Source organism: Fructilactobacillus ixorae (assembly GCF_024029915.1).
Taxonomy (GTDB): Bacteria; Bacillota; Bacilli; order Lactobacillales; family Lactobacillaceae; genus Fructilactobacillus; species Fructilactobacillus ixorae.
Genome location: NZ_CP097479.1, coordinates 1 through 23,859, shown reverse-complemented (window position 1 = coordinate 23,859; position 23,859 = coordinate 1). Strand labels below are relative to the sequence as shown.

The following is a 23,859-nucleotide window of genomic DNA, read 5'->3' as shown; positions in this document are numbered from 1 at the left end:
TAACGAGCCCCCATGCCACATATGTTTTAATATAATTTTTAATCGTAAGAGCGAGTTACAGATTGTAATTCTAAGAATTGCTGTACATAATTAGTAGTTCCTGTCTTACAATCTGTCCCTGACATATTAAAACCACCAAAAGGATGTTGATAAACAACTGCACCTGTAGTTTTACGATTAAAGTATAAATTACCTACGTAAAATTTATCGATAGCCTCTTGAATATGGGATTCATTATTAGAATAAACCGCTCCAGTCAATCCGTAGATAGTATCATTTGCTAACGATAAAGCCTTTTCATAAGTATCGACTTTAAGTGCCCCTAAAACTGGGCCAAAAATTTCTTCATGAAAAATCTTTGACTTCTCAGTTACTTCGAAAAGTGTTGGTTCAATGAACCATCCTGTAGATTCGTCATAATTTCCGCCTTCCAGCAAAGTATTATTTTGCGAATCATTTTTTCCATAATCAATATAACTCTTAATTTTATCGAAAGCTCGTTGCGCGATTACAGGTCCAATGTCACCATTTTCATAAGCAGGTTTATTACTTAACTTTTTCATCTTAGCCTTAATCTTGTCGATTAATTTATCATAAACAGAATTTAAAACAATTAATCTTGAGCCTGCGGAACATTTTTGTCCTTGCATCAAAAAAGCAGATTGAACAATCCCCGTGGCCGCTTTATCCAAATCAGCATCACTATCAACAATAATGGCATTTTTACCACCCATTTCTGTTACGACCCGTTTGATCCACTTCTGTCCTAGTTGAGTAACAGCTGCTAGTTGATTAATATGAAGACCAACTGACATAGAACCGGTGAAATTAATAAATCGAATTTGTGGATGCGATACCACATAGTCTCCGATTTCTTCATTCTCACCAGTTACAAAGTTGATCAATCCGTCAGGAAACCCAGCGGATTCCATTAATTCAAAAAGTTTATATCCAACAACCCCAGTATCATTAGAAGGTTTCATAAGCATCGCATTACCAGCTAATACTGGGCCCATTACCATACCACCAAGGATGGAGGCAGGAAAATTCCAAGGCGCAATTGCAACTCCAACACCTAATGGTAAGTAACGAGCTTCACGATCCTCAACTGATGAAGGAATCAGATAATCCAAACCTGATTTCAATTCATCCGCTCCGATCATATAGGAATGAATAAAATCTACTAATTCTGATATTTCTCCATCAGCTTCTGAAATATTTTTACCGCTTTCTGTAACAATCCAGGCAATTAATTCATAACGATTTTGTTGAATTAATTTAACTAAGTTTTCAGCAATTTCATTACGTTTTGAAACTGAAACAAATTTCCAGTCTGCAAATGCCTGCTGACAGCTTTTAATTGCTTGGTCAATATCAGATTGAGTTGCCAAAGATAGCTTACCAACAACTTCTTTTTTATCAGCTGGATTAACACTATCTTTAGTTTCATCTTTGTAAATTTTCTTTCCGTTTATTACAAAGGGAATTTTTTGGCCCATTTCTAAAGAGACTCTTTTAAAAGCCTGTGATAAATTATGTTTAACCTCTTCATTGGTTAGATCTAATTCAACATCATTTTTAAATTCCAATTGATCCTCCTATACATTGTTTAAACCATCAAATTTTAAAAACCACTACAACTATTACCCTAATTCAATACAAGACTCATTTCAACATTTAATTTGCATTTGATTTTCGTTTGATAATCGTCAAATCCGTTGGTAGAGTAAGCTAAATATGTTTGATTTATGTTTGATTTATGTACGATTTATTTTTAATTTTATCTACATTTACTATAAATTCGTTTCTTTTGAAACGTAAAATGAAACAAAAAAAGTACATTGAAATTAATTTCAATGTACTTTCCTCTTCTATGTAACCTCCACAATCGGAGGCCAGCAGAGTCGACGTACTTAACGAGTACGCTTAATATCCCTATCGAAACCTCTGTTGTAGTAGCTCTTAGGCTACAAATTAATTTTAACTGTTTACTATTTGCATGTCAATTTTTTGATATAAAATGCCTATATATCAACATTTAAAGCATGTTTTTGTCCATCAATTAGTCCATATAATTGTCAATGATTATAATATATTTAATTTAAAAACTAATAAAGTGGCCACTTAACCCATTGGTGATTTGGTATCTCTAATAATTTATACTTACCACATTTATCAGGTTTATTCTCACCATTATATATTCTGTTAGCTAATATATCGCAGGCTTGAATCATAGGACTTTGATCTGACTGCTTAAAATTAACTTTAACATCCCCATTTTGATTAAAAATTGGTTTGAAAAATTTACCAGTGCTATTGTTCATACCGACAAATAGTTCTTCTTTAATGCTACCCTCTAAATTATATACTCCATTTGTGGATACGGCCTGTTCATCTAAAAATACACTAATCTTAGTAAATAAATTAGGATCAATTTTTCCTTCTTTAATTAATGCTTCTATTTTTCTTTTAACTAAAATTTTCAGCAAAAAATCCTTAAATCGATGTGTCGAAAGTTTATCGTTAATAATTTTATTATTTACACAAGATATTTCTGTAATAATAGAACAACTGTCTGCCTTTTTAAAAACGTTAAATAATTTATTTCTATACTTAAAAGGATAAACATTTTCAGCAATTTCTCTTGGAATGCCACTGGCACCACCAAATTCAATTTTCCCAAGGCGTGATGCTTTTAGTTCACCAGATACGTTTAAAGATTTCTTCAATGAACTTAATACATTAATGTATTTACGAACATAATCTGAAATTTCATTATTATCCTGAAAACAATATCCAGCATATAGAAAGTATTTCTGCCAGCTTTTATTAGTTAAAACTCCTGCATCATCAAAATAAAAATATAGTTGCTGCATTAATATATCCCTTCAGTTTATTTATATTTTAAATTATACAACAAAAATATTTTCTATTCATTTAATTAATAAAATGATACATAATAAAAAAGACCCAACCATCTAAATCATAGATAGTTGAGTCTTTTTTATATACTATTAAATTTTAAATTACTTACCGCATTTCTTTCCGCCTTTTCCTTTACCTTTAGCCAAGTCTATCACCTCCTTTAGAACATACTGATTAATTAAATGTCCCCCAAGCTGGTCCGCCTTGCTTACGGCAAACGCAGAACCGGTCTTGACCGCTAGCATTTTTGTAAGCAATCCATACAAAGCCTTCATTTAAAACGTAGCCATAGTAAACAATCCCATCATCTGGTTCTAATTGACCAGTAACTGGAGCTGAGGTTGTAGGCGCCATCCGAACGTTGATAGTCTGGTTAGCAATGAAGCCTCCATTCTCTGGTGTGATTGCATAATCTGGCTGCGTTGCTGGTTGTGGTTGCGCAGTTTCCTCAGTAGATGCACTTGGTGTTCCAGTTAGATTACCGAAGAAGTCATAGGAACAATCTACGTTAAAGAAATTGTCGGTAAATTGCCAAACGGAAGTGTTATCAACACCAGGTTGATTAACTCCGTAATTGGCAACCCAAAGGAATTTACAGTGTAAAGCGTCGTAGTTGATTCTCCCACTGGTGAACCAACTGGCCATTGAATAAACACCTACGTTACGAACTCCAGCATTGAAAACGGCATCCGTCCAAGTGTTAACGTCATCTGTTGCTGGGTTTGGATTATTTGAATTATCCTCTTCATCCAGGAACGCAAAATCATTATTTGGGTCAAAACCGAGTGCACGGAATTCTTCCATAAAGTTATCAACTTCAGTCAGTGTGTCGTCATGACCATAAGCGTATGAATAATGATAAGCATGAACTCGTAATCCTGCTGTACGTGCATTAGCTACTTGTTCAGCTCGTTTAGGATTCTTAGAATACGGATGCCCTTTTGAGCCAGCGGTGAGCTGTACAATAACAGCCTGTACTCCCTGTGACTTTAAATTTTGAAAGAAGTCCAAAGAACTATCTTGAAATTTTGCAATATCTACAACCAGTGGAAAATCTGCCATTAGTTGTTACCTCCTTGTTTTTGTTGAATTTGAAATTTAAATTTTGGATCAATATTAGGCAGATTGTCTTGATCATTTTGAGAAGCTGGAGTTTGTTCCTTAATATCGATTAAACTACCATTTTTTAAATGCTGATAAGCATATTCAATAGTAGCGGCCATTCTATCTTGATTTAGCTTTACACCATGATCACTAGCCCATTGCGTTAATTGCTTTTCAGCTAGTTCTCGTTTTTGGTCATTATCCAGTCCCGTTTGCTTAGCTGAATAAGTAACAGCTACTTTAGCAGCGTTCATAATATTAGTTGCTTTTTGATCCAAATGTTTAGCTCGTAAATAAGGCCCTACCATCTTTAAAGCTAAACCACCTAGGACAATAAAAATTGTTGGATCAATAAGTTCTACATAATCAATTAATGTTTTCAATCTATCTTCCCTCCTGTTTATTCAAAAACTGGTCTAATTTGTTTTTCAATTCTGCAATCGTTTCTCCCTGTTCTTTAATTAATGAAGATTGCTCAGAAACCTTAGCTCTTAATTCAATAACTTCATCACTCAGTTTGTCTCGGTCTCGCCTAGTATTTTCTAAAGTTTCTAGAAGCTCTGGCATATGCTGTGCATAGGCTAATTCCTGGTCAACCTTATTCTTATGCATGTCACTTTTTTCTTTAAGTGATGCTGTAATAAAACTACCGACGAAAGCACTGGCAAAACTAAGTAACGCAATAATCACGTTCTCGCTCACCTAATCTCCCCCTAACCATTCAAACAATAAATTAATGATTAGAAAGACAATCAAGATACTAGAAAGATGAATTGGGATTCCTGGTGCATGTAAATCATGCCAAGCGAAGATAACTAAATAAGCAGTCCAAATCCCAACAATTGAAGCTAATGCCAATCTATACGCGAAGAATTTTTTGATATTAAAGATAGCAACGATAAATCCAAATAGGCCAATACCAATTAACACAAAGGCAAAAATAGGGTCCTGCGCGTGCGTTAGATACTGACCTAGATAATCTTGTTCGTCGAAAAAAACGTTGCTCATGAGCAACAAATACAAACCTAAAGATGCAGTTTCCAAACCTGTTAAAGCTAGAAATCGATTTTTTCTAAACGCTCTCATTTTGATTCCCCTTTCCAAAATAAAAAAGCCACTAAAAATTAGTAGCTTCTAGCTAACATATGCCCATGCAAACCATTTTAGAGAAGTTTCAATGTCGGCTACTCTTGAGTACTCGTATTTGGGTAAATCAAAACTTACCCAACGTTGATAGATTAGCGTTGGTGTTGGTATAACAATTAGAACTCCGTTTTTATTGATCGTTCCGTAAGGCGGAATGTTCTTAACATTTTCGTTTTGCGTTTTGACATGAAAACCAAACTTGGTCAGGTCATTAGCATCTGTGCCATCATCCATCTTAGTTACATCAATCGTTTTAATGTGTTTAATGAGCTCATCAGCATAATCTTTTGCATCTGTCTTAGCCTGCTCGACTTCTTGTTTAGTAGCAAATTTAGCTAAGTCGGCTTTAGTCACTAAATCAGCATTACTTCTAATACCTTTACCAGTTATGGCTTTTATTGATTTGTTCACACCATCAACAAACTGGGACAAGCCCCTAACTGCCTTGATGTCAGTGATAGGAAATACTTGCTCGCGCTCATTGGTATTGTCAGCTTTAGGTCGGGTCACTGGAACAATGTTAAGCTTGGTCATCCTTATCATCCTTTTCAAATTCGTTGTAATCTTCTCCGGTGATCGTTTTAAAATCATCCTGGTTGATGTATTCATATTGAACAACTTTTGCAACTTCGTGCTTGCTATACAGATTTTCGTCGTACAGCCATTTAATTTGCTTCACCCAATCTGCATGTGTAACCATAATTATTTAGTTCCTCCTTTATTTTCTAAAGCTGATAAGCGATTCTTTAAATCAGCAATCACTTGATCATTTTCCACTTTGAACGCAGAAAGTCGTTTACCTAAATCCATGACAGTTGAAATTGTAAACTTAAAACTATCTTTTAATGAGCTAAGGTCATCAGCATTTAAAATGCCATGCTCATTTAAATCATCCAACTTTTTCTGCATGATTTTTTTATCTAATTCAACCGGGTCAATTGGAATAGCAACAGACATCGGCTCCCCGGCAATAATCTGAAAATCTGAGTAATATTCCAAAAAGAAATCTTTATAACGTTCCGGAACTTGAGCTTTCGTAAATCCATTAGTATCCTTATCTGTTGCACTATCAATAATTCCAGTATCTTTATTAATTTCTACATAAAAAATCATTTGAAATATCCTTTCTAGAACCCTACTACACGTCCACTAAGCTCAATGCTAACTCGATCGGGCAAATCATTAGGATTAACTTTTGAACCACTTTCAACCCCTTCGAAGTAAATCATATTTCCTTTTTCTCCGAAAACGCGGAAGTTAAGACCCAGTGTGCTTGCATCTCCAGCAATCCGACCAACTAAAGGCTGAAATTGAAGTGGGTTACTAGTCATGCCTTCTGGAAGGTCCATAAGTTTCTTTTCTGGAACTCCCCAATCAGCTGTCAACATTTTTTTGTTAACAGTAAATGATGCAGCCATAAATAAAAAGTTGGTGCCGTCGATAGTCAATAAATATGTTTGGGACCAATAGCATTCAATAACACTCAGGCCAAGTGACGTAATTTGAACCGTTTTGAGGGTTACATCATCATTAGTTAGTAATTTATCGGTTCCCGAAACATCTTTTAAATCAGTAGCCAAACTAATGCGGTCTCCTGTATCTTTATCGTATATAATGCGATGGCTTACTCCATTTGCCATTAGTTGTTATCCTCCTTTTGTACATGTGTTCCTATGTCTTTTGCATTAATGACTTCAATGCCAATCGGAACAATTTCATCCGTTTCATCGTGATCTATTTCTTTCGTAATGAACTCACACGCAGGATCGTTAAAATTCTGAACGTACAACGCGGTCTGCCCAACATCAACTGTTCCGACATCTAGTGAAACATCACCATGATCTATTTCCAAAGCTTTAATGCGTTCACCTAATGTGTCAAAAACTTCACCATTCCAACTAACACGAGCCTGCTTAACCTCTGCATCTTTATTCATTCCAGAGACAGATTCATCCAACTGTGCTTGTAGTTGATCAGTTCTGTGCTCACTACGATGTAATGTTGCGTTGTAAAGATTTAGTTGAACACCGATTGATTCAAAACCACGTGCGATATATTCTCGCACATCAATTCCATAAGCAGCACTACGAATGCCATTAACAGAATCAATTAGTGGAGTCCAAATTCTTGAAGTATCATTTGGATCTGGAACACGTAAATGAGTGTAATTATAGTTACTCATGGTTACCCCCCTTTTTAGTAGTAAACGTTGTTGATAAATCCAACAATTCGTTCGGTCATTTCGTCATACCCATATCCATTTGGATGAAGATGATCGCTCGAAAGGCCTTTATTATCTGAAAAAATGACGGGATTATCATTCCACCAATCTAAATACTGGATATTTAATTTTTGGTAAGCATCCTTAATGCAGTTCAACAGCGCTCCAAATGAGTATGCACCGTTGGACTGTTCCCAAATTGTCCCTGAATAATCATGTCGCGGCGGTGGAAGAATACCATAGATGCGGATATTAGGATTTTCCTTTCTCATTTTGTTGACCATGTAATTAATAGAATCCGCAATTTTGTTTCCCCACGATGAAATGTGAAAATCGTTAGTTCCGTAGGCAATGGTTGCAAAATCGTAGTTAGCGAAGTTGTGGCTATCAACCACCTTTTTACTTTCTAAATCAGATCCCCCATCTTCGGAAAAAGTTCCACCACCAACGCCTGCATTATCAACTGATGCAACTTGCAACAATCGACTAGCTTTGTATGGATAATCGATGTTAGGCCCATGCTGATCTGGAGAATAACCCTGGGTAATGGAATCGCCCAAGGTAATCCATCGTTTGCCAAATGGAACGTGAGGATTAGCTCGTTTGGCATCATCCTGGGCCATTTTAACTTCGTCTTGGGTGTCCTTAATCTGCTGGTGGGTATCATCCAGCTTAGTTTGCAAACTCCCCACATCTCCATTCAGCTTATCCGTGAGCTTGTTTAAATCTAAGTAGGCCTTAGATCTCAATGAGCGATTGTAGTCAAAAATTGTTTTGGCGTTGTCGTTTAGCGTGTTTTGGTTCACCTGTTGGCTGTCCCATGGATACCAAGTGTAGTTAACTAACTCAACGTCCAAATCAATCCGATCATCAGGAACCTGGCATTTCACGATGTCACACGGGATTGGCTGCCGGTTCTCTGTGGTAGTAACTTCAATTACTAACGTCGGTTCCGGATTCAAACTGCTGATTGCGTAATTTTTCATCGATGCTTGATCGGTAAACCGGTCATCACTAATCACAGGTGCTTCGTGAGGATAACCATGGGTCCATTTACGGATGCTTTCATCTAATTTAACTAAAAATGGGTCAAAAAAATATTCTGTTGGTGTATTATCAGTTGACCCTTCAGGCTTATCTTTGGCTTTGCCAATACACCAAACTTGATTGGTTATATTAGTACTGTCAAAGCTAAATTTAAATTCAGCACTGTTGTACATATAGCCCAATCGATTACCATGTTTTTTTGCAAATTCATCATGTTGATAAATAACAATATGTCGATTATCTGGATAAATAATAGTATCAGGCCATTTTTCAACAATCTTTTTAAGTGCATCCTGACCGTTAATGTTTCCGAGATTTTCAATCTGCTGACCATCAAAATCACCCTTAACTTCCCAAGTAAATCCATTTTGATTGCCATCGAATACATAACTCATGATGTCAGAAGGGCGATAAGTTAATACACCAGGTTTAGTATCTCGTTTAACAATAAACTGACATTCTGAATAAACATGAGTAGCTACAATTGTTTTAGTGTTGAATCCAGAAGCATAATCAACAGTTGGCTGTTTAACAATGAATTCTTGATTCTGAAACCAAATGCTAGCTTGTGCAGTTAACAGATTATAAGCCAGGGATCCATCATCGATTGCAACAAACTGTAATTGCCATACCCCGTTTTTTTCCCACTGTATATAAAAAGAGCTACGCTGAACGCAGCTCTGTGATAGTTTAGCTTTAAAATTTGCTTCCTTGTAATTACCCTGGACGATTAATTCTATGTTAGCCATAACGTACCTTCGTTCCTAACGACGAATTTTTAACAATCACGTCCGGAAAGTAGTCTACTTGTTCCGGAGCCTTGCCTTTAAAAAGAAATGAACCATGACGCATAATGGTTCGTCCAAAGTCGCAACTAACTGGTTTAGCGTACGACCAATTAGTCATCCCACCATCAGCCGACTGACGAACTACAATTGACTGGTCCCAGTAACTTTTGGGGTCAGAATGAAGCTGATCAGTGAATAGCAAAGGTCGTCCATTAGTTAGAACGACTTCTGGTCCCTCTTCGTAACCTTGAGTATCACTGTACGAATATGGAATATTAGTGTACGTCCTAGTATATGGACCGAGATAATTTTCTGCTACGTAGATTGTATTGTGACTCATAAAGCAGTAGTAATTACCATTGAAAAATTGAATGCTAGCATCAATATCAGCTTCACAGTTGATATTGGCTAGTTGCCAATTACGAGTAAATTCACCAGTTTCTAAGTCTACATCAAAAACGTACATACGACGTTTCCCGTATGTCATGCTGCTACCTTTTAACTTAGCAGTAAGTACAATATGGTAATTACCGTTGGCATCCTGAAAAAAATCAGGGGCCCAAACACAATCAAACACGTTGTCATTCTGGTTGAACGGATGATCTAGGGTCTCAAAGTTGTCAAAATCTTTTGTACGATAAAAACCAGTGGTACCTACGATGTAGTAATAATCACCATAGCGTGTGGTACTGTGGTCGCGTAAATTACCTAATTCAGGCAACTTGGCAACTGTTTGCCAATTAAAGGCATCATCACTTGTACAAACGATTGATTCGGCCCCCCATACATTTTTAGTTGTATCAGGAGTGAATCCCACGTAAACAAAGACGGAATTATTAATTTTGTCAATAGTTCTCATGTTCATCCCTCCTCATACATAAATAAATGGGAACTTAAAACTGATGTCAAAATGCTTACATCCCGAAACCTGGATTTTATTAAATCCAGGTTCTAATTTGATATTGCCAAAATCGGAATTGTAGCTTACCTGCTGACCATTAAAGAATGTTTCACATCCGTCTAGTACAACTGGCATGTTCATATTTCCCTGACCTCGATACTCATAAGATGAACCGTTGGACTTATTGACAATCGTAATTCGGTTACCAATCCATTTCATGAAAATTTTTAAATCATGATGTTCACCATAAGGATCAATTGGAATCCCACTTGGATTAAGTAACTGAAATGCCCATTGATCAGTGAAGTGAAAATCTTCAGCTGTAATGATTGGTACATTCCACCCAAGTGGATAATCATCCCATAAATCAGATTGATTTAATGAATCATAACGAGAAAACTTATATCCAGTTGGGTTTTCAAATGGAATGTTTATATCACAATCTAATCCGGCTCGTTGAAATGGATTAATATCAAAGCCAACTGGTCTTACGAATACTACATGATTAGCATCTTCAGGAAACCTCAATCTGAAAATTTTCTTTTGCATAAACAGATTATATATTTCATCACGTTTGGCTTGATAATCATAATAATTCTTTACGTGTAGTTTGAAATGCACGTTCATGACGTTTTGACCGAATTGAGAAGAAGTAAATATACTTCCATCGTTTCCTTGGAAGTTTTGATAATTATTGGTTAGCACAGGTGAACTCTCTGTACCTAGATACTGTAATTGCTTGATTTGTTTACAGACATTAAATTCTGGTTCTCCATCAATCATTACAAATAAATCGTGAATAAAAATCTACCTCCTCTCATCTAATTAAGCCCCTGATAATTACTAATGGAAAACGAGTTCCCTTGCTCTCTATTGATGTCATTAATGCTTAGCTTAGATTTTTTGATGGCATCAACTTGTGCTGCACTTAATCCCGTCAATTGAATCAAAGTATCAAGCATTTGCTTTTTGATCTCATTAGACTTCTTCAATTCATTAATCTCATCGCTTCTAGAATTACTAGTAGCTTTATCATTTTTAGAATCATTAGAAGGACTAAAGAAAGAATCATCAAAACGTTGACTATTGTTTCCAACAGCTTGACGTTTTTCATTTTCGTTTGGCTTCATAATTCCAAAAATTTGGCGTAGAACTTCAAAAGCCCTTGAACGTTTAGTCAATGGAACAACTGCCTCTAGACGATTTCCTTCTGCAATTTCAATCATTTGGTTAGAATCAATAAAGCCACCGTTTTCCATTCGACGGTGACCGCTTGGGCTCCATCCACCATGTGGACCAATATCGTTCGCCCAATTAGAATCATTGAACAAAGCTAGTAACTGGTCGTAAGCATTGAAGATGTTGTTGTGCCCAGAAACAGCATAATTAGCAAATGTTGATGGTACGAATTGAAGTAACCCACGAGCCAAAGTCGCTGAACTACCAGAGTTTACATCTGTATAACCATGTTGTACTACTCCAGCATTTCCACCTGATTCACCTTGAATTAAAGCCTGAATAACCTTTAACATATGATCACTTAAATTAACGTGCATTTGGTCAGCAGCCTTACGAATCTGTTCTGGATTGTAATGGCCAACTGCACCCATTTTCACATCACCACCAGATTCATCTTTAAGCTTATTAATTAATCCCTTAATCCAATTAACTCCTGATTTAGCAACTGTTGATGGGAAATTTGTAATTATATCGCTAGCTAGACTAATGTTTGAACTTGTTCCGCTAAGAAACTTAGTAAAAACAGTTTCTAAAAAGTTAATTGGATTTTTTAGAATCTTATCTGCCATTTCAACCAAGTCTGAGCCTTTGTCCCAAATGCCCTTAAATGTACCTGAGACAGCTTTTCCAACGTTCCCGAAGAACTTACCAATACCATTTTCGTAAGCTGGTATACCCATCATCTGAGCTAATTTAGCGGACTTTTCTCCATCAAGGACACTAGTTCCTTTTGGAAGGTTAACCATTAAATTACGCTTATCCGGAAATAGTCCAACCTCTCCGTTAGGTAATTGATACATCTCTCGGAAATTTGAACCAATCCCATCATTTACCTTAGCTAATCCACCAGGATGAGATTGAGTGTCTGGTGTACCAGTAGCATAGCTAGGCATTGCAATTTCCCACTTTGCGGAAATCTTTCCTGCTCCAACTTTATCTAGAACCCAGTTAATACCATCTTTCAAGCCTTTTAACATGGTATTAACAGGTTTAATGACACCACGAGCAATACTAACCATGTGATGATGTACAGAATCAATTGCTCCCTTAACACGGTCAATAATTGCACCGAATGTGTTATCCCAAACACTCTTTAATAAATCAGTGAAAGAATGCCACATATCCTGGATTTTTCCAATCCCATCTCTAAAGAATGTTTTAACTTTATCCCAGGCACTTACTGCAACATCAACAATTTCCTTCAAAAGTGAATGACGCCATACTTCCTTGAGATACGTTAGGAACCCATTCCATAAATTATTAATCCAATCAGTCGTTGATTTCCACATGGATTTAATTCCATTCCAAAAATCAACAAAGATTTTGATTGTCTTACTAATCCATCCACCTGTTGCATCGTCTAAAATTTTAAAGGTATCTTTAAGAAGCTTCGTTACACCGTTCCAAAGTTCACTCCAAATTTTAGATACATCTTTTCCAATTCTATTGAAATTGCCATGAAAAATATCTGAAATTAATTGAACAGAACTCTTAATAATCTTGGTTGCTAATCCAATTTCATCACCAAGGAACTTGAATAAATCGCCTAAAACTTTAAAGGCAGTTTTCAAGTATACTAATAGACTCTTTCCGATGATTTTTAGTACTTGTAACCCTAACCAACCAATTGCCGCTGCAACAGCTCCAATTAGTTGTAGAACTGGTTTCATTACGATTCCAATAACTTTAAATACAGCTGAGAATATAATGGCCCAGCCTTTAACTTCAGCTGAAATGAATTTACCAACTACTTTAAGAGCAGGCATAAATAGCTTAGATAATAAATTAACTAAGCCACTGACCTGTTTAGCGAACCCATTAAACTTATTTCCAATATCTTTGAAAGCTGGGCCAATCGCTTTAGTAATTGATGAAAAATCAATTTTCTTAAAAATGGATTGGAATAATTTGCCAAAACCACTAAACATCTTACTAATACCACTAAAGGCATTTCCAATAATCGATTTAACAGTACTAACAAAATTGGAAACTTGACCTATAAAGTATTGAAACTGCTTACTCATGTACTTAAATTCGTCAGAACTAGTTAAAGGTTTTAACCATCCTGATAGGGTCTTTTTAGCTGAGTTAACAAATCCACTGATTAGCTTAGTGATTCCACTAAAAATACTTCCCAAGAATTTACTCATACCAGTAAAAGGGGCAATAATTAAAGTTCCTACTGTTTTCCAATTACTTTTGAAGAAGTCAATTATTCCGCCAAAAACGTTAGTAAATGTTTTGCCTAATCCCTTTAGAGGAGAAACTAGTTTACCAATCCAATCAATAATTGGTTTGAATATACTATTAACAAAATCTCTAAAAGGTTTACAAGTAGCATAAAGGGTTACTAATAGAGGCATAATTATAGTTAAGACTTTAATTACTGATCCAATAGGATTGGCGCTCATCGCTGTATTAAGTCCCTTTTGCACAGATGTAAATTCCTTATTTGCTTCTGTTGCGGCTTTTTGCTTTTGAGTAAATTGATTTATCCAACCAGCTACTTCTTTAGCAGCTCTCATACCACGATAAGCAGCGCTAACCGTTCTAATTGCTTTACCTGCTGCAAGCCCACTAATTGCAATAGCAGCAAATAGCTTAGGATGCTTTTCAGCAGAACCAGCGGTAAGTCGGAGCAATGGCTCAATATCTTTAAGCACTTGAATAAAAACTTTAAAGCTACCAACCGAACCTTCTTTGATAACTTCGAAGAAACCTTTGATAGTATCTTTATTTTTAATAATTCCTGTGGCTAGGTTAGTAACCCCTTGATTGAGCATTGCAACAATATGATCTAAACCACCGGTAACATTCATGTTTTTAACATTTAGTGCATCAGTAACTCGTTGAATTTGCTTGGCAATGTTGTCACCTAAAGATTTAAACTCGTTCTCAGTCCTTTTGTCTTTGACCCATTCTGAAACTTGTTCAAACAACGGGTTTCGCATTTTAGCAAAAGGTGAATAGATGTCATTCATTAGGGCTGGAATTTGTGACTTAATTGCCCGTGTCATACCAGGCATGGTTTTCATCAAGTTTTCTGATGCTTTTTGATATTTGTCACCCAACTCATTCATGACATCTTCGGCATCCTTGGCAGAAATCTTACCGGCTGACATTTGCTTTTGCAGTTCTTGCATAGTCAGGTTTGAATTATTTTGGATACGTTTTTGCTGTTCGAGGAGCTTCTCTCCAAACATCGGAAGTTGATCAGTGATGTGGTTAAAATCACCCATCTGCATCTTTCCAGACGTCATCATGTGAGTGAAATTTTCGCCCAATCGCTGAACGTTTGCATCAGACATGCCTAAGGTATCACCTAATGTCAGAACTGATTTAGTCAGTTGTTCTGTTTGCTCTTTATTATTAAAGACATGGTAGAACTTCTGATTCAGTTCATCGACAACCTCAATGTTTTGTCCGTAAGCTTTGGAAAGTTGATTACCTACATCAACCATGGCTTTACCTTTTTCAGCATTACCAGTTAAGGTATCCCATGTAGCAGACATGACTTGTTGCTTGTTGTTGTATTCAACTATTGCTTCCTTTGCCTCGTTAACATGCATTTGAATTGACATGAAGGCATTAGTAATCCCGTTAGCTACTAAATGAGCACCTAACATTGAACCAAAGATATGTGAAGTTTTGTCGGCCGTTTCTTGAACTCCACCTAATTTACTTCTAAATTTTTCAGTGGCATCTGCGTTTTCGGTTAAAATCGGCTTCATTTTAACCTTTTGGCTGACCTTGCTAACATTCTCTCGGAGTTTATCTGATTGTTCTGATGAACTCCTGATTGCACTCGTAAACTCATTTTGACTACGTTTTATTTCATCAATAGACACTCTTGATTGTCCTAATTGAACATTAGTAGTCTTAATCTCTTCGGTCTGATGATGCTGTGCTTCGACTACCTTTTTTATGTCACCTGACATATCGGAAAGAATGCCAATTGCTTTTTTAAACTGCTCATTGCTTTGTGATGAATTTTCACCTAGTTTTTTAGTATTTCCACTTGCTTCTTTAACTTTGTTATCGAAAGCAGAAACACTTTCATTAGCACTACCAAACCTAGAAGCTACATTATTAACATCACTATGAACCTTGTTTAAAAGCTCATTAGTCGAACCCAACTTGCTATTTAGTTCATTAATCTGATTTTCTGCCTTGTTACCAAAATCTAGTTTTAGATCAAGGCTTCCAAACCCTTCTTTTAATTTCGGAACTTGGGATAAAAGTGAATTAACCTGATTATGAACTTTTTCCAGGCCTTCAAGATTAGTAATTGTAACGGGAATATCAATACCAGCTCGTTGGGCTGTTTCTGCCATCAGTATCACCTCCTAACGTTAAATATTTAATTAATCATCATCACTAAATACTTTAGAAATAGCCGTTGCCATCTCATCAATCTTTAGCTTCTGAACAAATTTAGCTTCATAGATTAACCTGGTAAATTCATCGTGAGTTTTTGAAAGAACCTCTTCACGCTTTAAATTCAATTCGTAACAAATAAAAATGACGTCCTGGTTATCACGGACATCATCTTGTATTTTCTGTTCATCTATGTCACCAAAATCATCTAAATAACGACTTTCACTAGTCTTTTTCTGCCAGAAACGTGTAAGCCTTTAACAATGTCGGTAGTACACCATCGTAAGAAGCAATGTCATTAAGAAATGGAGTTGCTTGCTTCATGACTTCATCACCTAAACCATCTCCAGGTTGTCCTGGATCAAAGAAATCAGGTTCTACTTTATTACCTTCTGTGGTACGAACCATATTAGTAATTACTGACTCCATAAAACCAGACATGTTGTAAGCTCCGGAAATTGGGGAGGTAATCATTAATAAAGTATTCAATGCCAAACGATAGCCCGGGAAAACTAGTTTAACTTTCTTCGTTTGACCCTCTACGTCAACTGCTACTTCTTTTTCACGTAATTTCTTTGGAAGTTTCTTATCAAGAATTGAATAAGTCCATTGTGGCTGTACCAGGACTTCATTCATTAAAATTTCAAAAATCCGGCCAAAATTAGCTTTTTGATCACCAACATTCATCAAGTCTTTAAGTTTCAAATCAGTTAAATAACCTGGTTTCTTAACTGAAATGTTACGAGTATGTTTTTCTCCATCAACTTCATAATCAACCTTTTGGTTAAATTGATTACTCATCATTTTATCTAAAGCTGTTGCCATAAATCATTCTCCTTTTATTTTTATTGCTCACTAAATTCGTGAGCTATGTATTAAAAATCCCCGCAAAATATGCAGGTGATTTATTATTTATTCTTGCTATAAATTACTAAAGCAGATTGACTTGAGGTGAATACACCTTTCAAAGGTAGTGTACTCTTTAGATATCCATATCCACTGACTGGCGGAGTTTTGATTGAATAACTACTACCAGGGCTACCTGTTAAAGTGACATCAGAAAGTTGGTTATCAATTTTTTCCAGTGGTTCTCCGTCGTCTGATTGATAATGAATTTTAATTACCGGACTTGTTACTACTCGGCGTGGAATCTGGTAAAGCGCCACCACCATTTGCACTAGTGCTATCACTCCAAGGAAAATCGTTGTCATTTGGCTTTTGAGAAATTGTAGTCATTTTACCAGCCAGCAATGACCAAGCCATCGAGTGATCTGCATCATTCATATCCTGGTTAGGTTCGTTTGCAATCAAACAATCAGTTAACGTCGTAACTTTATGTTTATCCTTTTGTTCAATTTTCAAATCAAAAGTTGAAACTAAGTTGTTGCTATCATCGAACTGATCATTGTAGAGCGCTTGGAGGATGTTATCAGTTTCTGAACCATCCTTAACGTTAATAGTAACCTTTGCGCTATCGTCTCCTGATTCGTAGTAATACGGCTCACCATAAAACCCGGCGACTGCAGTAACCTTTGCTGTGGTTCTTTGTGCTTGAACAGCATTTCCTTTTGCAAGTCCTGAATTAAGAATCTTATCTTTACCGTTATAAATCAAATGAAGCACTTCATTTCGTGCAGCATTAACCGTAACAGTACCACGTCCGCCGTTTTGTAAATTAGGCATTGTTATTCCTCCTCTGTTTTATCTTTAAAGTTATCTTGTACTTGGAGCCGATAATCAGCCCCACTTTGAAATTCCCAATCAGCATTTAAATACTGATTAACATTTGGCAACACTCCTGGACGTTGAGCAACAATTGAATGTTTCATTAAGTCATCCGTGGCTCCCTTAGTAAGCAGAACCTTGCGTAACCATGCACCAAGATTTTTAACCTGGTTCTGATTATCTCCATATGCTTTTAAGTAAATCCCAACATCAAGAATTTCATCATCAATATCACTAAAAGTAGTAGATTCACCATCATCGTACATGTAGTAAGTGATATAAGGAAATGGAGGTAAATCTCCTTGGCGTAACTCATTAACAATCGGCAATCCATTAGGGTAGTCCTTTGTCTTAGGCATGTACTTTCTAATCGTTGAACAAACGCTCTCTTCGATTTGATCATACATGTTAGTATTCGCCAATATCCTCACCTCCATTTTTCGTGGTTAAAATTTCTAATTGGTAATAAAAAAGACCAGCAATTAAATCCTGGCCACTAGTCATTACCTTATAAGTTGTTCCTGACTCAGTTTTAACTTCTGTTTGTCTAGGGACATTAATCAACCTACTAATCCAAATCATTGTACCTGTTCCTAGCTGTCCTCCAGCTTGATTAACAAAAGTTAGGTTTGGATCGGAATTGTTAATTAATGGTTCAACCACCTTTTCTGTATTTCCATCGTTATATTTAATTTGCAGAGGTTGCTTGAGTTTATTAAACATGTAATTAAACTGTGGCAATGGTTTCATAATTGATCACCTCTACTTTTCTGCAACGTAAAATACAGAATTCATCATCTTACCAGTATCAATTAACGGGTTGTTTGCTCCCTTTAGTTCCTGCGTAAGTTTTGAGTTAGGAGGACGGTCAAACTGTTTAATCGTCCTTTTCATTTCCTTAACGGCTCTTTTACCAATCGTATCAATGGATTGGTTAGCATTTGATTCACCAACTAATATTTTTTGAACCTCTGTTTGTACAACGCCTGACCACTCCTGTGCATACTTGGTCATGGTTGTTCTCAGAAATGGGCGCGGTGGGATTGTTACTGACTTCTTCAAAATGAACATTACTTTAATCCCACCCGACTTATTAGCAAGTGCGAGAACGTTCTTCCCTTTCGGTCTAAACAATCCTTTAACATCTTTGGGAGATTTACCAACCATATCTTTATTAGCCGGAATACAAAGAAATTGTCCCTTTTTAGGACGAATCGTAGCACCAACCTCATTAACCATTGCAATCATAGTTAAATGCTTATCATCCCAAGGAATACCAACATAAATGTTAGTTCCATTTAGTTTTTTTAGCTCTTCAATTGCTGGTCCCAAATTATCGAAGTTCTCACTCATAGAAAAAGACCTTTCCATTGGCCACTATTACCAAAGTCACTTGAAATTTGATTATATTCATCTAAGAATGGATCACTCTTAGTTAAATCAACGTTCTGAAAACTCTGACCTAATGTAGTAGCACTAGTAATTCCGCCGTTTGAAGCGAAGTAAGTAACCAATAGTAAATGTCGAGCATAAGCACTAACAGCTGTGTTAAGGGCATCTTTATCAACGCCATCTTTAATTGCTTTCATTCGCGCAATTCTAATTTTTTCATCGATAGTTTCATTATCAAAATCTTTAAAAATATCAATGTTACGGATAATATCTTGTGGCGTCGGATGATTTTTTGTTTCGTCCATGCTAATCACCTACTAACTTCAGTAAGTCAGCTTTCTTAGCATTAGAATCATAATCAATACCCTGGGAATTTAAATACTCTTTGATTTCAGTTAGTGTATTGGCATCAGTTGGCTTTTCGCTATCAGTAGATTCATCATCTGGCTTCTTCATGAATACTTTTTCCTGGTCAGCTTTGGTATTTAAACTATCGCTGGTCTTAGGAGTTACTGGGAAATGCCTTTAATACATAAACGCCGTCAATCATTTCAAAAGTCGGCGTGAATTGCTGCGATACTTTGGTTCGTTTCGTTACTGGATCGTTCAGAACGGTATTTGAAATAGCAACGCCAGTATCAACAATTGAAACATCAGCATTGGAGCTGGCCATTAAGTCAGTTTCTTCTGGCGTAGGACTAAATACGGTCTTACCTAAATCACCATCTGGAATAAGAATAACCTCACCATCTGGAATAAACTTCTTCATCGTGCCATCTACATCACGGTAAGTTTTGTCATAAACTTGGAAGGTCAATCCATATTCAGAAGCCATATATCCAGTTACAACTGAACGAGGAACAGCCGCTGCTGACGTATTAGCATTGTTAGCAAGGATAGTAGCCTTCACTTCCTCATTCCGAACTAAAACATTGAAAGTATTCCGATTCAAAAGTACCCGAGTTGGCGTAATTCCAGAATCATTAGTAATGGTCGAAATAGCATTATCAAAATCATCAAGTGGAGAGCCATCGTCTTTCCATGACTTAGTAGCAGACTTAATATGACTTGGATTCATTTCAAAGTCTTCTTTGTAGTCTTGACCATTGCTCTTAATTTCAAACTTACCCGTTCGAAGCACCTGCATTCTCGTGATTTCACGAATTAATGAAGCTCCACGAAGCAAGTTAGTAGTATCGTCAAACACGTGTTGCAAAATGGCATCACGTTGAGCTGGAATCGGAGAGTTTTGAACAGTTAGTAACTGTTGGCGCAATTGCTCATCAATCTTTTGTCCTTCTTTGAAGAACTTAGTTCTAGTTACACGTTCTGAGAATCCCTGCCGATCACGATCAACCGTCTGAGCATTGTAACCGCTGGCTTTTAACGGCGAAGCAGCTGCAGTTTCTCCTTTGTACCAAGTTACGTCACGAGAACCTTGTTTAACTGAAGGGAATAATGTTTCTCCGATGAATGGAGCTTCGTTTTGAGTTAATGTAGTCCAATACGAAGCAATGTTTGCAGTGGTAATATCACTGAAAATATCTTGCATGTTTAATCCTCCTTATCGATTAATAAATGTAATTTTGTTTTTTAGTGCCTTTTTAATGTCATCAGACACATTTACTCTTGAATCTAAGTAACGTTCGTTAATGTATCCAGAAACCATAACAGTTCCATTACCGTTACCATTAGTAACATCAACATCGTTGTACAGAACTCCTTGTACGTTGTCAGCAGTAGCCGCACCTAATACCGTTTGGTCTTTGACAGTGAAATCATCTCCACCAACCGGAGTTCCGGCTTTAACAATCTTTCGACCATTTTCTGTAACACCTAGATCAGAACTAATAATGCCACCCAGCGCAGTTGCTTTTTCAGGAAAAACAACTACCGCATTAGGTGTATAAAATTCTTTCTTTTCCATTAGTTTTCACCTTCCTTAAAATATGGGTTTGAGCGCTTTGACTCACCCTGTTTTGCTAATTGTTCCCCTAGTGAACCTTTTGGCTGTTTGCCATTGTTACCTGGCAACGGCTTACCTTTTTTCAATTCTTCCAACATGGAATCTTTAATCCGTGCTTCAAAACCTTTCAACCATTCATAGTTCTTTTTAGTTGTTTCGGCATCCGCTGACACAATGTGATCTAAATCATCTACGCTCAAAGTAACTTCATCAGCAACTGCGTTCTTCATTACCTCATCACGCATTTGGTAACGAGCTAATTGTGCTTCTGCTTCTTTGGCTTTCTTCTGTGCTTGCTGAGCATCGTATTCCGCCTTTTCCTGTGCTGTCATGTGCTCATAACGCTTTGCCTGATTCTGCCCATCTTGGAACTTCTTCAAGGCCTCCTCAACTGCTTTATCAATGTCAGCTTGCGTAAACGTAGCAGACTGACTTTGGCTTGCAGAAGCGCTAGAACTTTGGCTAGCTGATGTTGAGGCAGATGTAGATACAGAGCCGCTAGTACTTAACATTGTTGATCCAGAATTTGAAACTGAAGTGCTTGTACTCTGACTTTCTGCAAAAAATTGTAAATTCAACGGAAGTCGTTTCCCTAATGTTTTCATGTGCATCCTCCTTTAATTCAGCTTTTATGGTCTTCAGTGTTTGGACCAAACAAAAAGCACTAATCAAATGACTAGTGCTTAATCGTCGTCTTCTTCGTCTGTATCATCATAGCTGTGGGTACGAATTGGAATAATCGTACAACGACAGTACGGATGGCTATCAAGTCCTGGAATTGGAGCTGATATCTTATCGTATGGATTGCTTCGCTGAATGCTGGCGCATAGTTTACAACAACCTGGCTCGGTAATCCATTTAACTTGTTTAATCTCTGGCTTGTACTTGTAAGCTTTGGTCTTGCGTCGATTAATCTGAATCGATGAGTAGGTTCGTACATAACCTTTAGCAGAATTAACTAGCTGGCCAATCCGATCAGCAATAGACTTGTTCGGTCGCTTCTCTTTGTTGGAAAAGTGAACTGCCAGCAAGGTTCCAAGTGCAATCTGGGTTAATCCGGCACGTAAACTGTTGTTAAAAGTAATCTCAACATTGTTTCTTATACCATCAGAAGCCAGCCAAAAATTGTCTTGCCAGTCGTCACCATCGTCTAAGTTTCGAAGTATAGCAACCTGGGCAGATGTTAAATTAAGCTCTTGACGTAAATCTTCAATGGCTTCGTCATTGTCAGAGTTTAGCCGACTTCCAATGGTGGTTATTTGCTGATTGGTAAGGTTCAACAATCCTAACCCAATAATGGCATTGATTAGATTAGTCTTATTAATACCTGCCTGTGCAGATAGTACCTTGGCTCGGTCTTGTGCTTCCTGTTCCCAGCTGGTAATGTTCATCCGTTTGAGAACGTCCCTCCATTGCTGAATGTCCCACTGGTTAACTTGTTGAGACGTCTGGGAAACAGATAAGCCATTGTCATCAGCATAACGCTGATAGAAAGCCATTAAATGGTAACGGATGAAATCCATTGTTACTTCAAACTGGTTATCAATTGTACTGTCTGTCTGCTTATCTTGATTAATCAAATTGTTGATACGTGCCTGAGCTCGTGCTTCACTATCCATTACTCATCACCGCTTTGGCTGTCATCTCGGGGTTCCATCAGTCCTTGAACTGCCTGCTGTCCTTCTTGTTGCTCGTCCTTGAAGTCTTTAACAGCCTGTTCTGGATCATCAATAAACGGAATCTGGCGGTACAGAACATCAAGTGGCAACTTGCCAAAGCCAGCATTCAACAAGCTAATCACATCTTGCGTGTTCGTTGGAACGTTCTGAGTGAACTGGAACGACAACTGCGACCAGGCATCAGAACTAACGCTTGGATTCAAAGCGAACACACATTGGAACACTTGCCGAAGTGAGGCCGTGAACTTCAGCGACTTGGCTTTAGCCATGTTCTGCATTGGCTTAAACTTCATCTGCAACGCCACACCGGTAACGTTACCGGAGAAGCTACTGTCGTTCATATTAGTGATTCCAGCAATATTGTAAATAGATGAAACTAACCGGTCAATCAAGTGTTCTTGCGTTTCATCGGCGCTCGGCTTTTGTAAGAACCCAACGTCTGGTTGGCCGTTAGCTTGATTACCTTTAACGTTAATCAAACGACTATCTCGAAGTTTTTCTAATGATTTCTCATCAAGGTTAACGTTAATCATTTTCATATAGGCATCAGCAAAATAGTCTACGTCGTTAGCTTTCTCACTCATCGCTTTATCAAGAGCATCAATCAAGCTGAGAATGTCAGCACATAAAGCTAACCTATCTGAGTTCTCTAGAAATTCAATGACAGGAATGGTCTGATATGGATTAAGAATTGAGGAATCTAATCGCAAGCCGTTCAATCCGGTACCATCCTGAACAAATGTTCTAATGTAGGTATCATCGTACAATGTAATGATTTCCTGACCTTGATTGTTATACGAAAACTGAACTGCATACTTGGGTTTGCGAGACTGCGTGTTTTCGTAGATTAAGAACGTATTAATCGGATCGCAATTGGTAACGCATGTATTACCATCAATATCTTGATAAACCAATAAATAAGAGTGCCCAAATTCTGAGCACTCTTTTGATACTTCTAATAAAATGTCTTCAAAGTTGTTTTGCTGCGTCCACTCAGAAATAAGCTGGTCAACGTTATCTTCTGGACTATCAATCTTAACTCGGTTACCGATAAAGAAACCGTTGAAATCAATAACAGCCTTGCGGGGGAAGTTAACGATAATTCGGTTATCAGGCTTGTAAGCGTCCTTTGCAGGTTTGTCTAGGATTGCTTTGTGATAACCACGATAGTAACTTTTCATATTGCTGTAATTGTTTTGCTGATTGTTTTCGTAATGGCTAACAATCGAAAGCAAGTCAGGTTCATTAATTTCTTGATCGTAAGGATATAGAAACTGTCCTGTGTCAGTAATAGTAAAGTTACCAAGGTTCGTAATCTGTCCGATTGGAGCTTCAACTTCAATTGGCAT

Annotated in this window: 29 protein-coding genes; all 29 read right to left on the bottom strand. The window is 37.1% G+C overall.

The genetic code is table 11. The features are described from left to right. Positions 1-38: 38 nt before the first annotated feature. The 29 genes from M8332_RS06970 to M8332_RS06835 all read right to left on the bottom strand — a co-directional run bounded on the left by M8332_RS06970 (position 39) and on the right by M8332_RS06835 (position 23,859). Positions 39-1,589, bottom strand: a complete 1,551-nt coding sequence (locus M8332_RS06970) for an aldehyde dehydrogenase family protein (RefSeq protein WP_252780912.1) — start codon at positions 1,587-1,589, stop codon at positions 39-41. A gap of 519 nt (positions 1,590-2,108) precedes the next feature. Beyond that, entirely contained in the window at positions 2,109-2,876 is a 768-nt protein-coding gene (locus M8332_RS06965) for a DUF3800 domain-containing protein (protein ID WP_252780911.1), read from the bottom strand. Positions 2,877-3,099: 223 nt separating this feature from the next. After that, entirely contained in the window at positions 3,100-3,987 is an 888-nt protein-coding gene (locus tag M8332_RS06960) for a GH25 family lysozyme (protein WP_252780910.1), read from the bottom strand. Further along, on the bottom strand, positions 3,987-4,412 hold the full coding sequence (locus M8332_RS06955) for a phage holin, LLH family (protein WP_252780909.1): 426 nt from the start codon (positions 4,410-4,412) through the stop codon (positions 3,987-3,989). Before M8332_RS06955 ends, M8332_RS06960 begins: the two co-directional genes overlap by 1 nt. 1 nt (position 4,413) lies before the next feature. Then, positions 4,414-4,731 (bottom strand): hypothetical protein, encoded by a 318-nt coding sequence (locus tag M8332_RS06950; protein ID WP_252780908.1) that lies wholly within the window; start codon positions 4,729-4,731, stop codon positions 4,414-4,416. Then, positions 4,732-5,115, bottom strand: coding sequence for a hypothetical protein (locus M8332_RS06945; RefSeq protein WP_252780907.1), 384 nt, complete (start codon positions 5,113-5,115; stop codon positions 4,732-4,734). It abuts the gene before it with no gap. 48 nt (positions 5,116-5,163) lie between these two features. Then, entirely contained in the window at positions 5,164-5,709 is a 546-nt protein-coding gene (locus tag M8332_RS06940) for a pyocin knob domain-containing protein (RefSeq protein ID WP_252780906.1), read from the bottom strand. Next, positions 5,696-5,875, bottom strand: a complete 180-nt coding sequence (locus M8332_RS06935) for an XkdX family protein (protein WP_252780905.1) — start codon at positions 5,873-5,875, stop codon at positions 5,696-5,698. The genes M8332_RS06940 and M8332_RS06935 overlap by 14 nt, the downstream gene beginning before the upstream one ends. A gap of 2 nt (positions 5,876-5,877) precedes the next feature. Beyond that, a complete protein-coding gene (locus M8332_RS06930) occupies positions 5,878-6,288 on the bottom strand; it encodes a hypothetical protein (RefSeq protein ID WP_252780904.1) in 411 nt (136 codons plus the stop codon). Between the two features lie 14 nt (positions 6,289-6,302). Further along, positions 6,303-6,815 carry a hypothetical protein gene (locus tag M8332_RS06925; protein ID WP_252780903.1) on the bottom strand — a complete coding sequence of 171 codons (513 nt, stop codon included), beginning with the start codon at positions 6,813-6,815 and terminating at the stop codon, positions 6,303-6,305. After that, positions 6,815-7,357 (bottom strand): hypothetical protein, encoded by a 543-nt coding sequence (locus M8332_RS06920; protein WP_252780902.1) that lies wholly within the window; start codon positions 7,355-7,357, stop codon positions 6,815-6,817. The genes M8332_RS06925 and M8332_RS06920 overlap by 1 nt, the downstream gene beginning before the upstream one ends. 14 nt (positions 7,358-7,371) lie before the next feature. Further along, the gene (locus M8332_RS06915; RefSeq protein WP_252780900.1) at positions 7,372-9,192 is read right to left on the bottom strand and encodes a phage tail protein; all 1,821 of its coding nucleotides are present in this window, start codon (positions 9,190-9,192) and stop codon (positions 7,372-7,374) included. After that, positions 9,185-10,090, bottom strand: a complete 906-nt coding sequence (locus M8332_RS06910; protein WP_252780899.1) for a family 43 glycosylhydrolase — start codon at positions 10,088-10,090, stop codon at positions 9,185-9,187. The genes M8332_RS06915 and M8332_RS06910 overlap by 8 nt, the downstream gene beginning before the upstream one ends. 12 nt (positions 10,091-10,102) lie before the next feature. Continuing rightward, positions 10,103-10,915, bottom strand: coding sequence for a phage tail domain-containing protein (locus M8332_RS06905; RefSeq protein ID WP_252780897.1), 813 nt, complete (start codon positions 10,913-10,915; stop codon positions 10,103-10,105). A gap of 38 nt (positions 10,916-10,953) precedes the next feature. Further along, entirely contained in the window at positions 10,954-15,705 is a 4,752-nt protein-coding gene (locus M8332_RS06900; protein ID WP_252780896.1) for a tape measure protein, read from the bottom strand. A gap of 30 nt (positions 15,706-15,735) precedes the next feature. Next, entirely contained in the window at positions 15,736-15,876 is a 141-nt protein-coding gene (locus tag M8332_RS06895; RefSeq protein WP_252780894.1) for a hypothetical protein, read from the bottom strand. A 97-nt stretch (positions 15,877-15,973) separates the two neighbouring features. Then, positions 15,974-16,573 (bottom strand): hypothetical protein, encoded by a 600-nt coding sequence (locus tag M8332_RS06890; RefSeq protein WP_252780892.1) that lies wholly within the window; start codon positions 16,571-16,573, stop codon positions 15,974-15,976. Between the two features lie 83 nt (positions 16,574-16,656). Further along, positions 16,657-16,920: a MucBP domain-containing protein gene (locus tag M8332_RS07235; RefSeq protein WP_353937866.1), complete on the bottom strand. Its 264-nt coding sequence runs from the start codon at positions 16,918-16,920 to the stop codon at positions 16,657-16,659. Next, a complete protein-coding gene (locus M8332_RS06885) occupies positions 16,865-17,431 on the bottom strand; it encodes a tail tube family protein (RefSeq protein ID WP_252780891.1) in 567 nt (188 codons plus the stop codon). Before M8332_RS06885 ends, M8332_RS07235 begins: the two co-directional genes overlap by 56 nt. 2 nt (positions 17,432-17,433) lie before the next feature. Further along, positions 17,434-17,832, bottom strand: coding sequence for a phage neck terminator protein (locus M8332_RS06880; RefSeq protein WP_252780890.1), 399 nt, complete (start codon positions 17,830-17,832; stop codon positions 17,434-17,436). Between the two features lie 49 nt (positions 17,833-17,881). Further along, the gene (locus M8332_RS06875; RefSeq protein WP_252780889.1) at positions 17,882-18,196 is read right to left on the bottom strand and encodes a hypothetical protein; all 315 of its coding nucleotides are present in this window, start codon (positions 18,194-18,196) and stop codon (positions 17,882-17,884) included. A 39-nt stretch (positions 18,197-18,235) separates the two neighbouring features. After that, positions 18,236-18,826, bottom strand: a complete 591-nt coding sequence (locus M8332_RS06870; protein ID WP_252780888.1) for a hypothetical protein — start codon at positions 18,824-18,826, stop codon at positions 18,236-18,238. After that, positions 18,823-19,170 (bottom strand): hypothetical protein, encoded by a 348-nt coding sequence (locus M8332_RS06865; RefSeq protein WP_252780887.1) that lies wholly within the window; start codon positions 19,168-19,170, stop codon positions 18,823-18,825. The genes M8332_RS06870 and M8332_RS06865 overlap by 4 nt, the downstream gene beginning before the upstream one ends. 1 nt (position 19,171) lies before the next feature. Next, positions 19,172-19,321: a HeH/LEM domain-containing protein gene (locus tag M8332_RS06860; protein ID WP_435370808.1), complete on the bottom strand. Its 150-nt coding sequence runs from the start codon at positions 19,319-19,321 to the stop codon at positions 19,172-19,174. Between the two features lie 46 nt (positions 19,322-19,367). After that, a complete protein-coding gene (locus M8332_RS06855; protein WP_252780886.1) occupies positions 19,368-20,417 on the bottom strand; it encodes a major capsid protein in 1,050 nt (349 codons plus the stop codon). A gap of 12 nt (positions 20,418-20,429) precedes the next feature. Beyond that, positions 20,430-20,792: a hypothetical protein gene (locus tag M8332_RS06850; RefSeq protein ID WP_252780885.1), complete on the bottom strand. Its 363-nt coding sequence runs from the start codon at positions 20,790-20,792 to the stop codon at positions 20,430-20,432. Further along, positions 20,792-21,436: a DUF4355 domain-containing protein gene (locus M8332_RS06845; protein ID WP_252780884.1), complete on the bottom strand. Its 645-nt coding sequence runs from the start codon at positions 21,434-21,436 to the stop codon at positions 20,792-20,794. The genes M8332_RS06850 and M8332_RS06845 overlap by 1 nt, the downstream gene beginning before the upstream one ends. Before the next feature lie 78 nt (positions 21,437-21,514). Then, positions 21,515-22,450 carry a hypothetical protein gene (locus tag M8332_RS06840; protein WP_252780883.1) on the bottom strand — a complete coding sequence of 312 codons (936 nt, stop codon included), beginning with the start codon at positions 22,448-22,450 and terminating at the stop codon, positions 21,515-21,517. Beyond that, complete coding sequence (locus tag M8332_RS06835) at positions 22,450-23,859, bottom strand: phage portal protein (protein WP_252780882.1); 1,410 nt, start codon at positions 23,857-23,859, stop codon at positions 22,450-22,452. The genes M8332_RS06840 and M8332_RS06835 overlap by 1 nt, the downstream gene beginning before the upstream one ends.

Coding starts and splice junctions, on each gene's coding strand:
- M8332_RS06900 (WP_252780896.1), bottom strand. CDS start 15,705: ATGGCAGAAACAGCCCAACGAGCTGGTATTGATATTCCCGTTACAATT.
- M8332_RS06850 (WP_252780885.1), bottom strand. CDS start 20,792: ATGGAAAAGAAAGAATTTTATACACCTAATGCGGTAGTTGTTTTTCCT.
- M8332_RS06875 (WP_252780889.1), bottom strand. CDS start 18,196: ATGTTTAATAAACTCAAGCAACCTCTGCAAATTAAATATAACGATGGA.
- M8332_RS06840 (WP_252780883.1), bottom strand. CDS start 22,450: ATGGATAGTGAAGCACGAGCTCAGGCACGTATCAACAATTTGATTAAT.
- M8332_RS06915 (WP_252780900.1), bottom strand. CDS start 9,192: ATGGCTAACATAGAATTAATCGTCCAGGGTAATTACAAGGAAGCAAAT.
- M8332_RS06880 (WP_252780890.1), bottom strand. CDS start 17,832: ATGCCTAAGACAAAGGACTACCCTAATGGATTGCCGATTGTTAATGAG.
- M8332_RS06910 (WP_252780899.1), bottom strand. CDS start 10,090: ATGAGAACTATTGACAAAATTAATAATTCCGTCTTTGTTTACGTGGGA.
- M8332_RS06940 (WP_252780906.1), bottom strand. CDS start 5,709: ATGACCAAGCTTAACATTGTTCCAGTGACCCGACCTAAAGCTGACAAT.
- M8332_RS06870 (WP_252780888.1), bottom strand. CDS start 18,826: ATGAGTGAGAACTTCGATAATTTGGGACCAGCAATTGAAGAGCTAAAA.
- M8332_RS06925 (WP_252780903.1), bottom strand. CDS start 6,815: ATGGCAAATGGAGTAAGCCATCGCATTATATACGATAAAGATACAGGA.
- M8332_RS06865 (WP_252780887.1), bottom strand. CDS start 19,170: ATGGACGAAACAAAAAATCATCCGACGCCACAAGATATTATCCGTAAC.
- M8332_RS06905 (WP_252780897.1), bottom strand. CDS start 10,915: ATGATTGATGGAGAACCAGAATTTAATGTCTGTAAACAAATCAAGCAA.
- M8332_RS06935 (WP_252780905.1), bottom strand. CDS start 5,875: ATGGTTACACATGCAGATTGGGTGAAGCAAATTAAATGGCTGTACGAC.
- M8332_RS06860 (WP_435370808.1), bottom strand. CDS start 19,321: ATGAAGAAGCCAGATGATGAATCTACTGATAGCGAAAAGCCAACTGAT.
- M8332_RS06855 (WP_252780886.1), bottom strand. CDS start 20,417: ATGCAAGATATTTTCAGTGATATTACCACTGCAAACATTGCTTCGTAT.
- M8332_RS06930 (WP_252780904.1), bottom strand. CDS start 6,288: ATGATTTTTTATGTAGAAATTAATAAAGATACTGGAATTATTGATAGT.
- M8332_RS06920 (WP_252780902.1), bottom strand. CDS start 7,357: ATGAGTAACTATAATTACACTCATTTACGTGTTCCAGATCCAAATGAT.
- M8332_RS06835 (WP_252780882.1), bottom strand. CDS start 23,859: ATGCCAATTGAAGTTGAAGCTCCAATCGGACAGATTACGAACCTTGGT.
- M8332_RS06890 (WP_252780892.1), bottom strand. CDS start 16,573: ATGGCAACAGCTTTAGATAAAATGATGAGTAATCAATTTAACCAAAAG.
- M8332_RS06965 (WP_252780911.1), bottom strand. CDS start 2,876: ATGCAGCAACTATATTTTTATTTTGATGATGCAGGAGTTTTAACTAAT.
- M8332_RS06960 (WP_252780910.1), bottom strand. CDS start 3,987: ATGGCAGATTTTCCACTGGTTGTAGATATTGCAAAATTTCAAGATAGT.
- M8332_RS07235 (WP_353937866.1), bottom strand. CDS start 16,920: ATGGTGGTGGCGCTTTACCAGATTCCACGCCGAGTAGTAACAAGTCCG.
- M8332_RS06945 (WP_252780907.1), bottom strand. CDS start 5,115: ATGAGAGCGTTTAGAAAAAATCGATTTCTAGCTTTAACAGGTTTGGAA.
- M8332_RS06885 (WP_252780891.1), bottom strand. CDS start 17,431: ATGCCTAATTTACAAAACGGCGGACGTGGTACTGTTACGGTTAATGCT.
- M8332_RS06845 (WP_252780884.1), bottom strand. CDS start 21,436: ATGAAAACATTAGGGAAACGACTTCCGTTGAATTTACAATTTTTTGCA.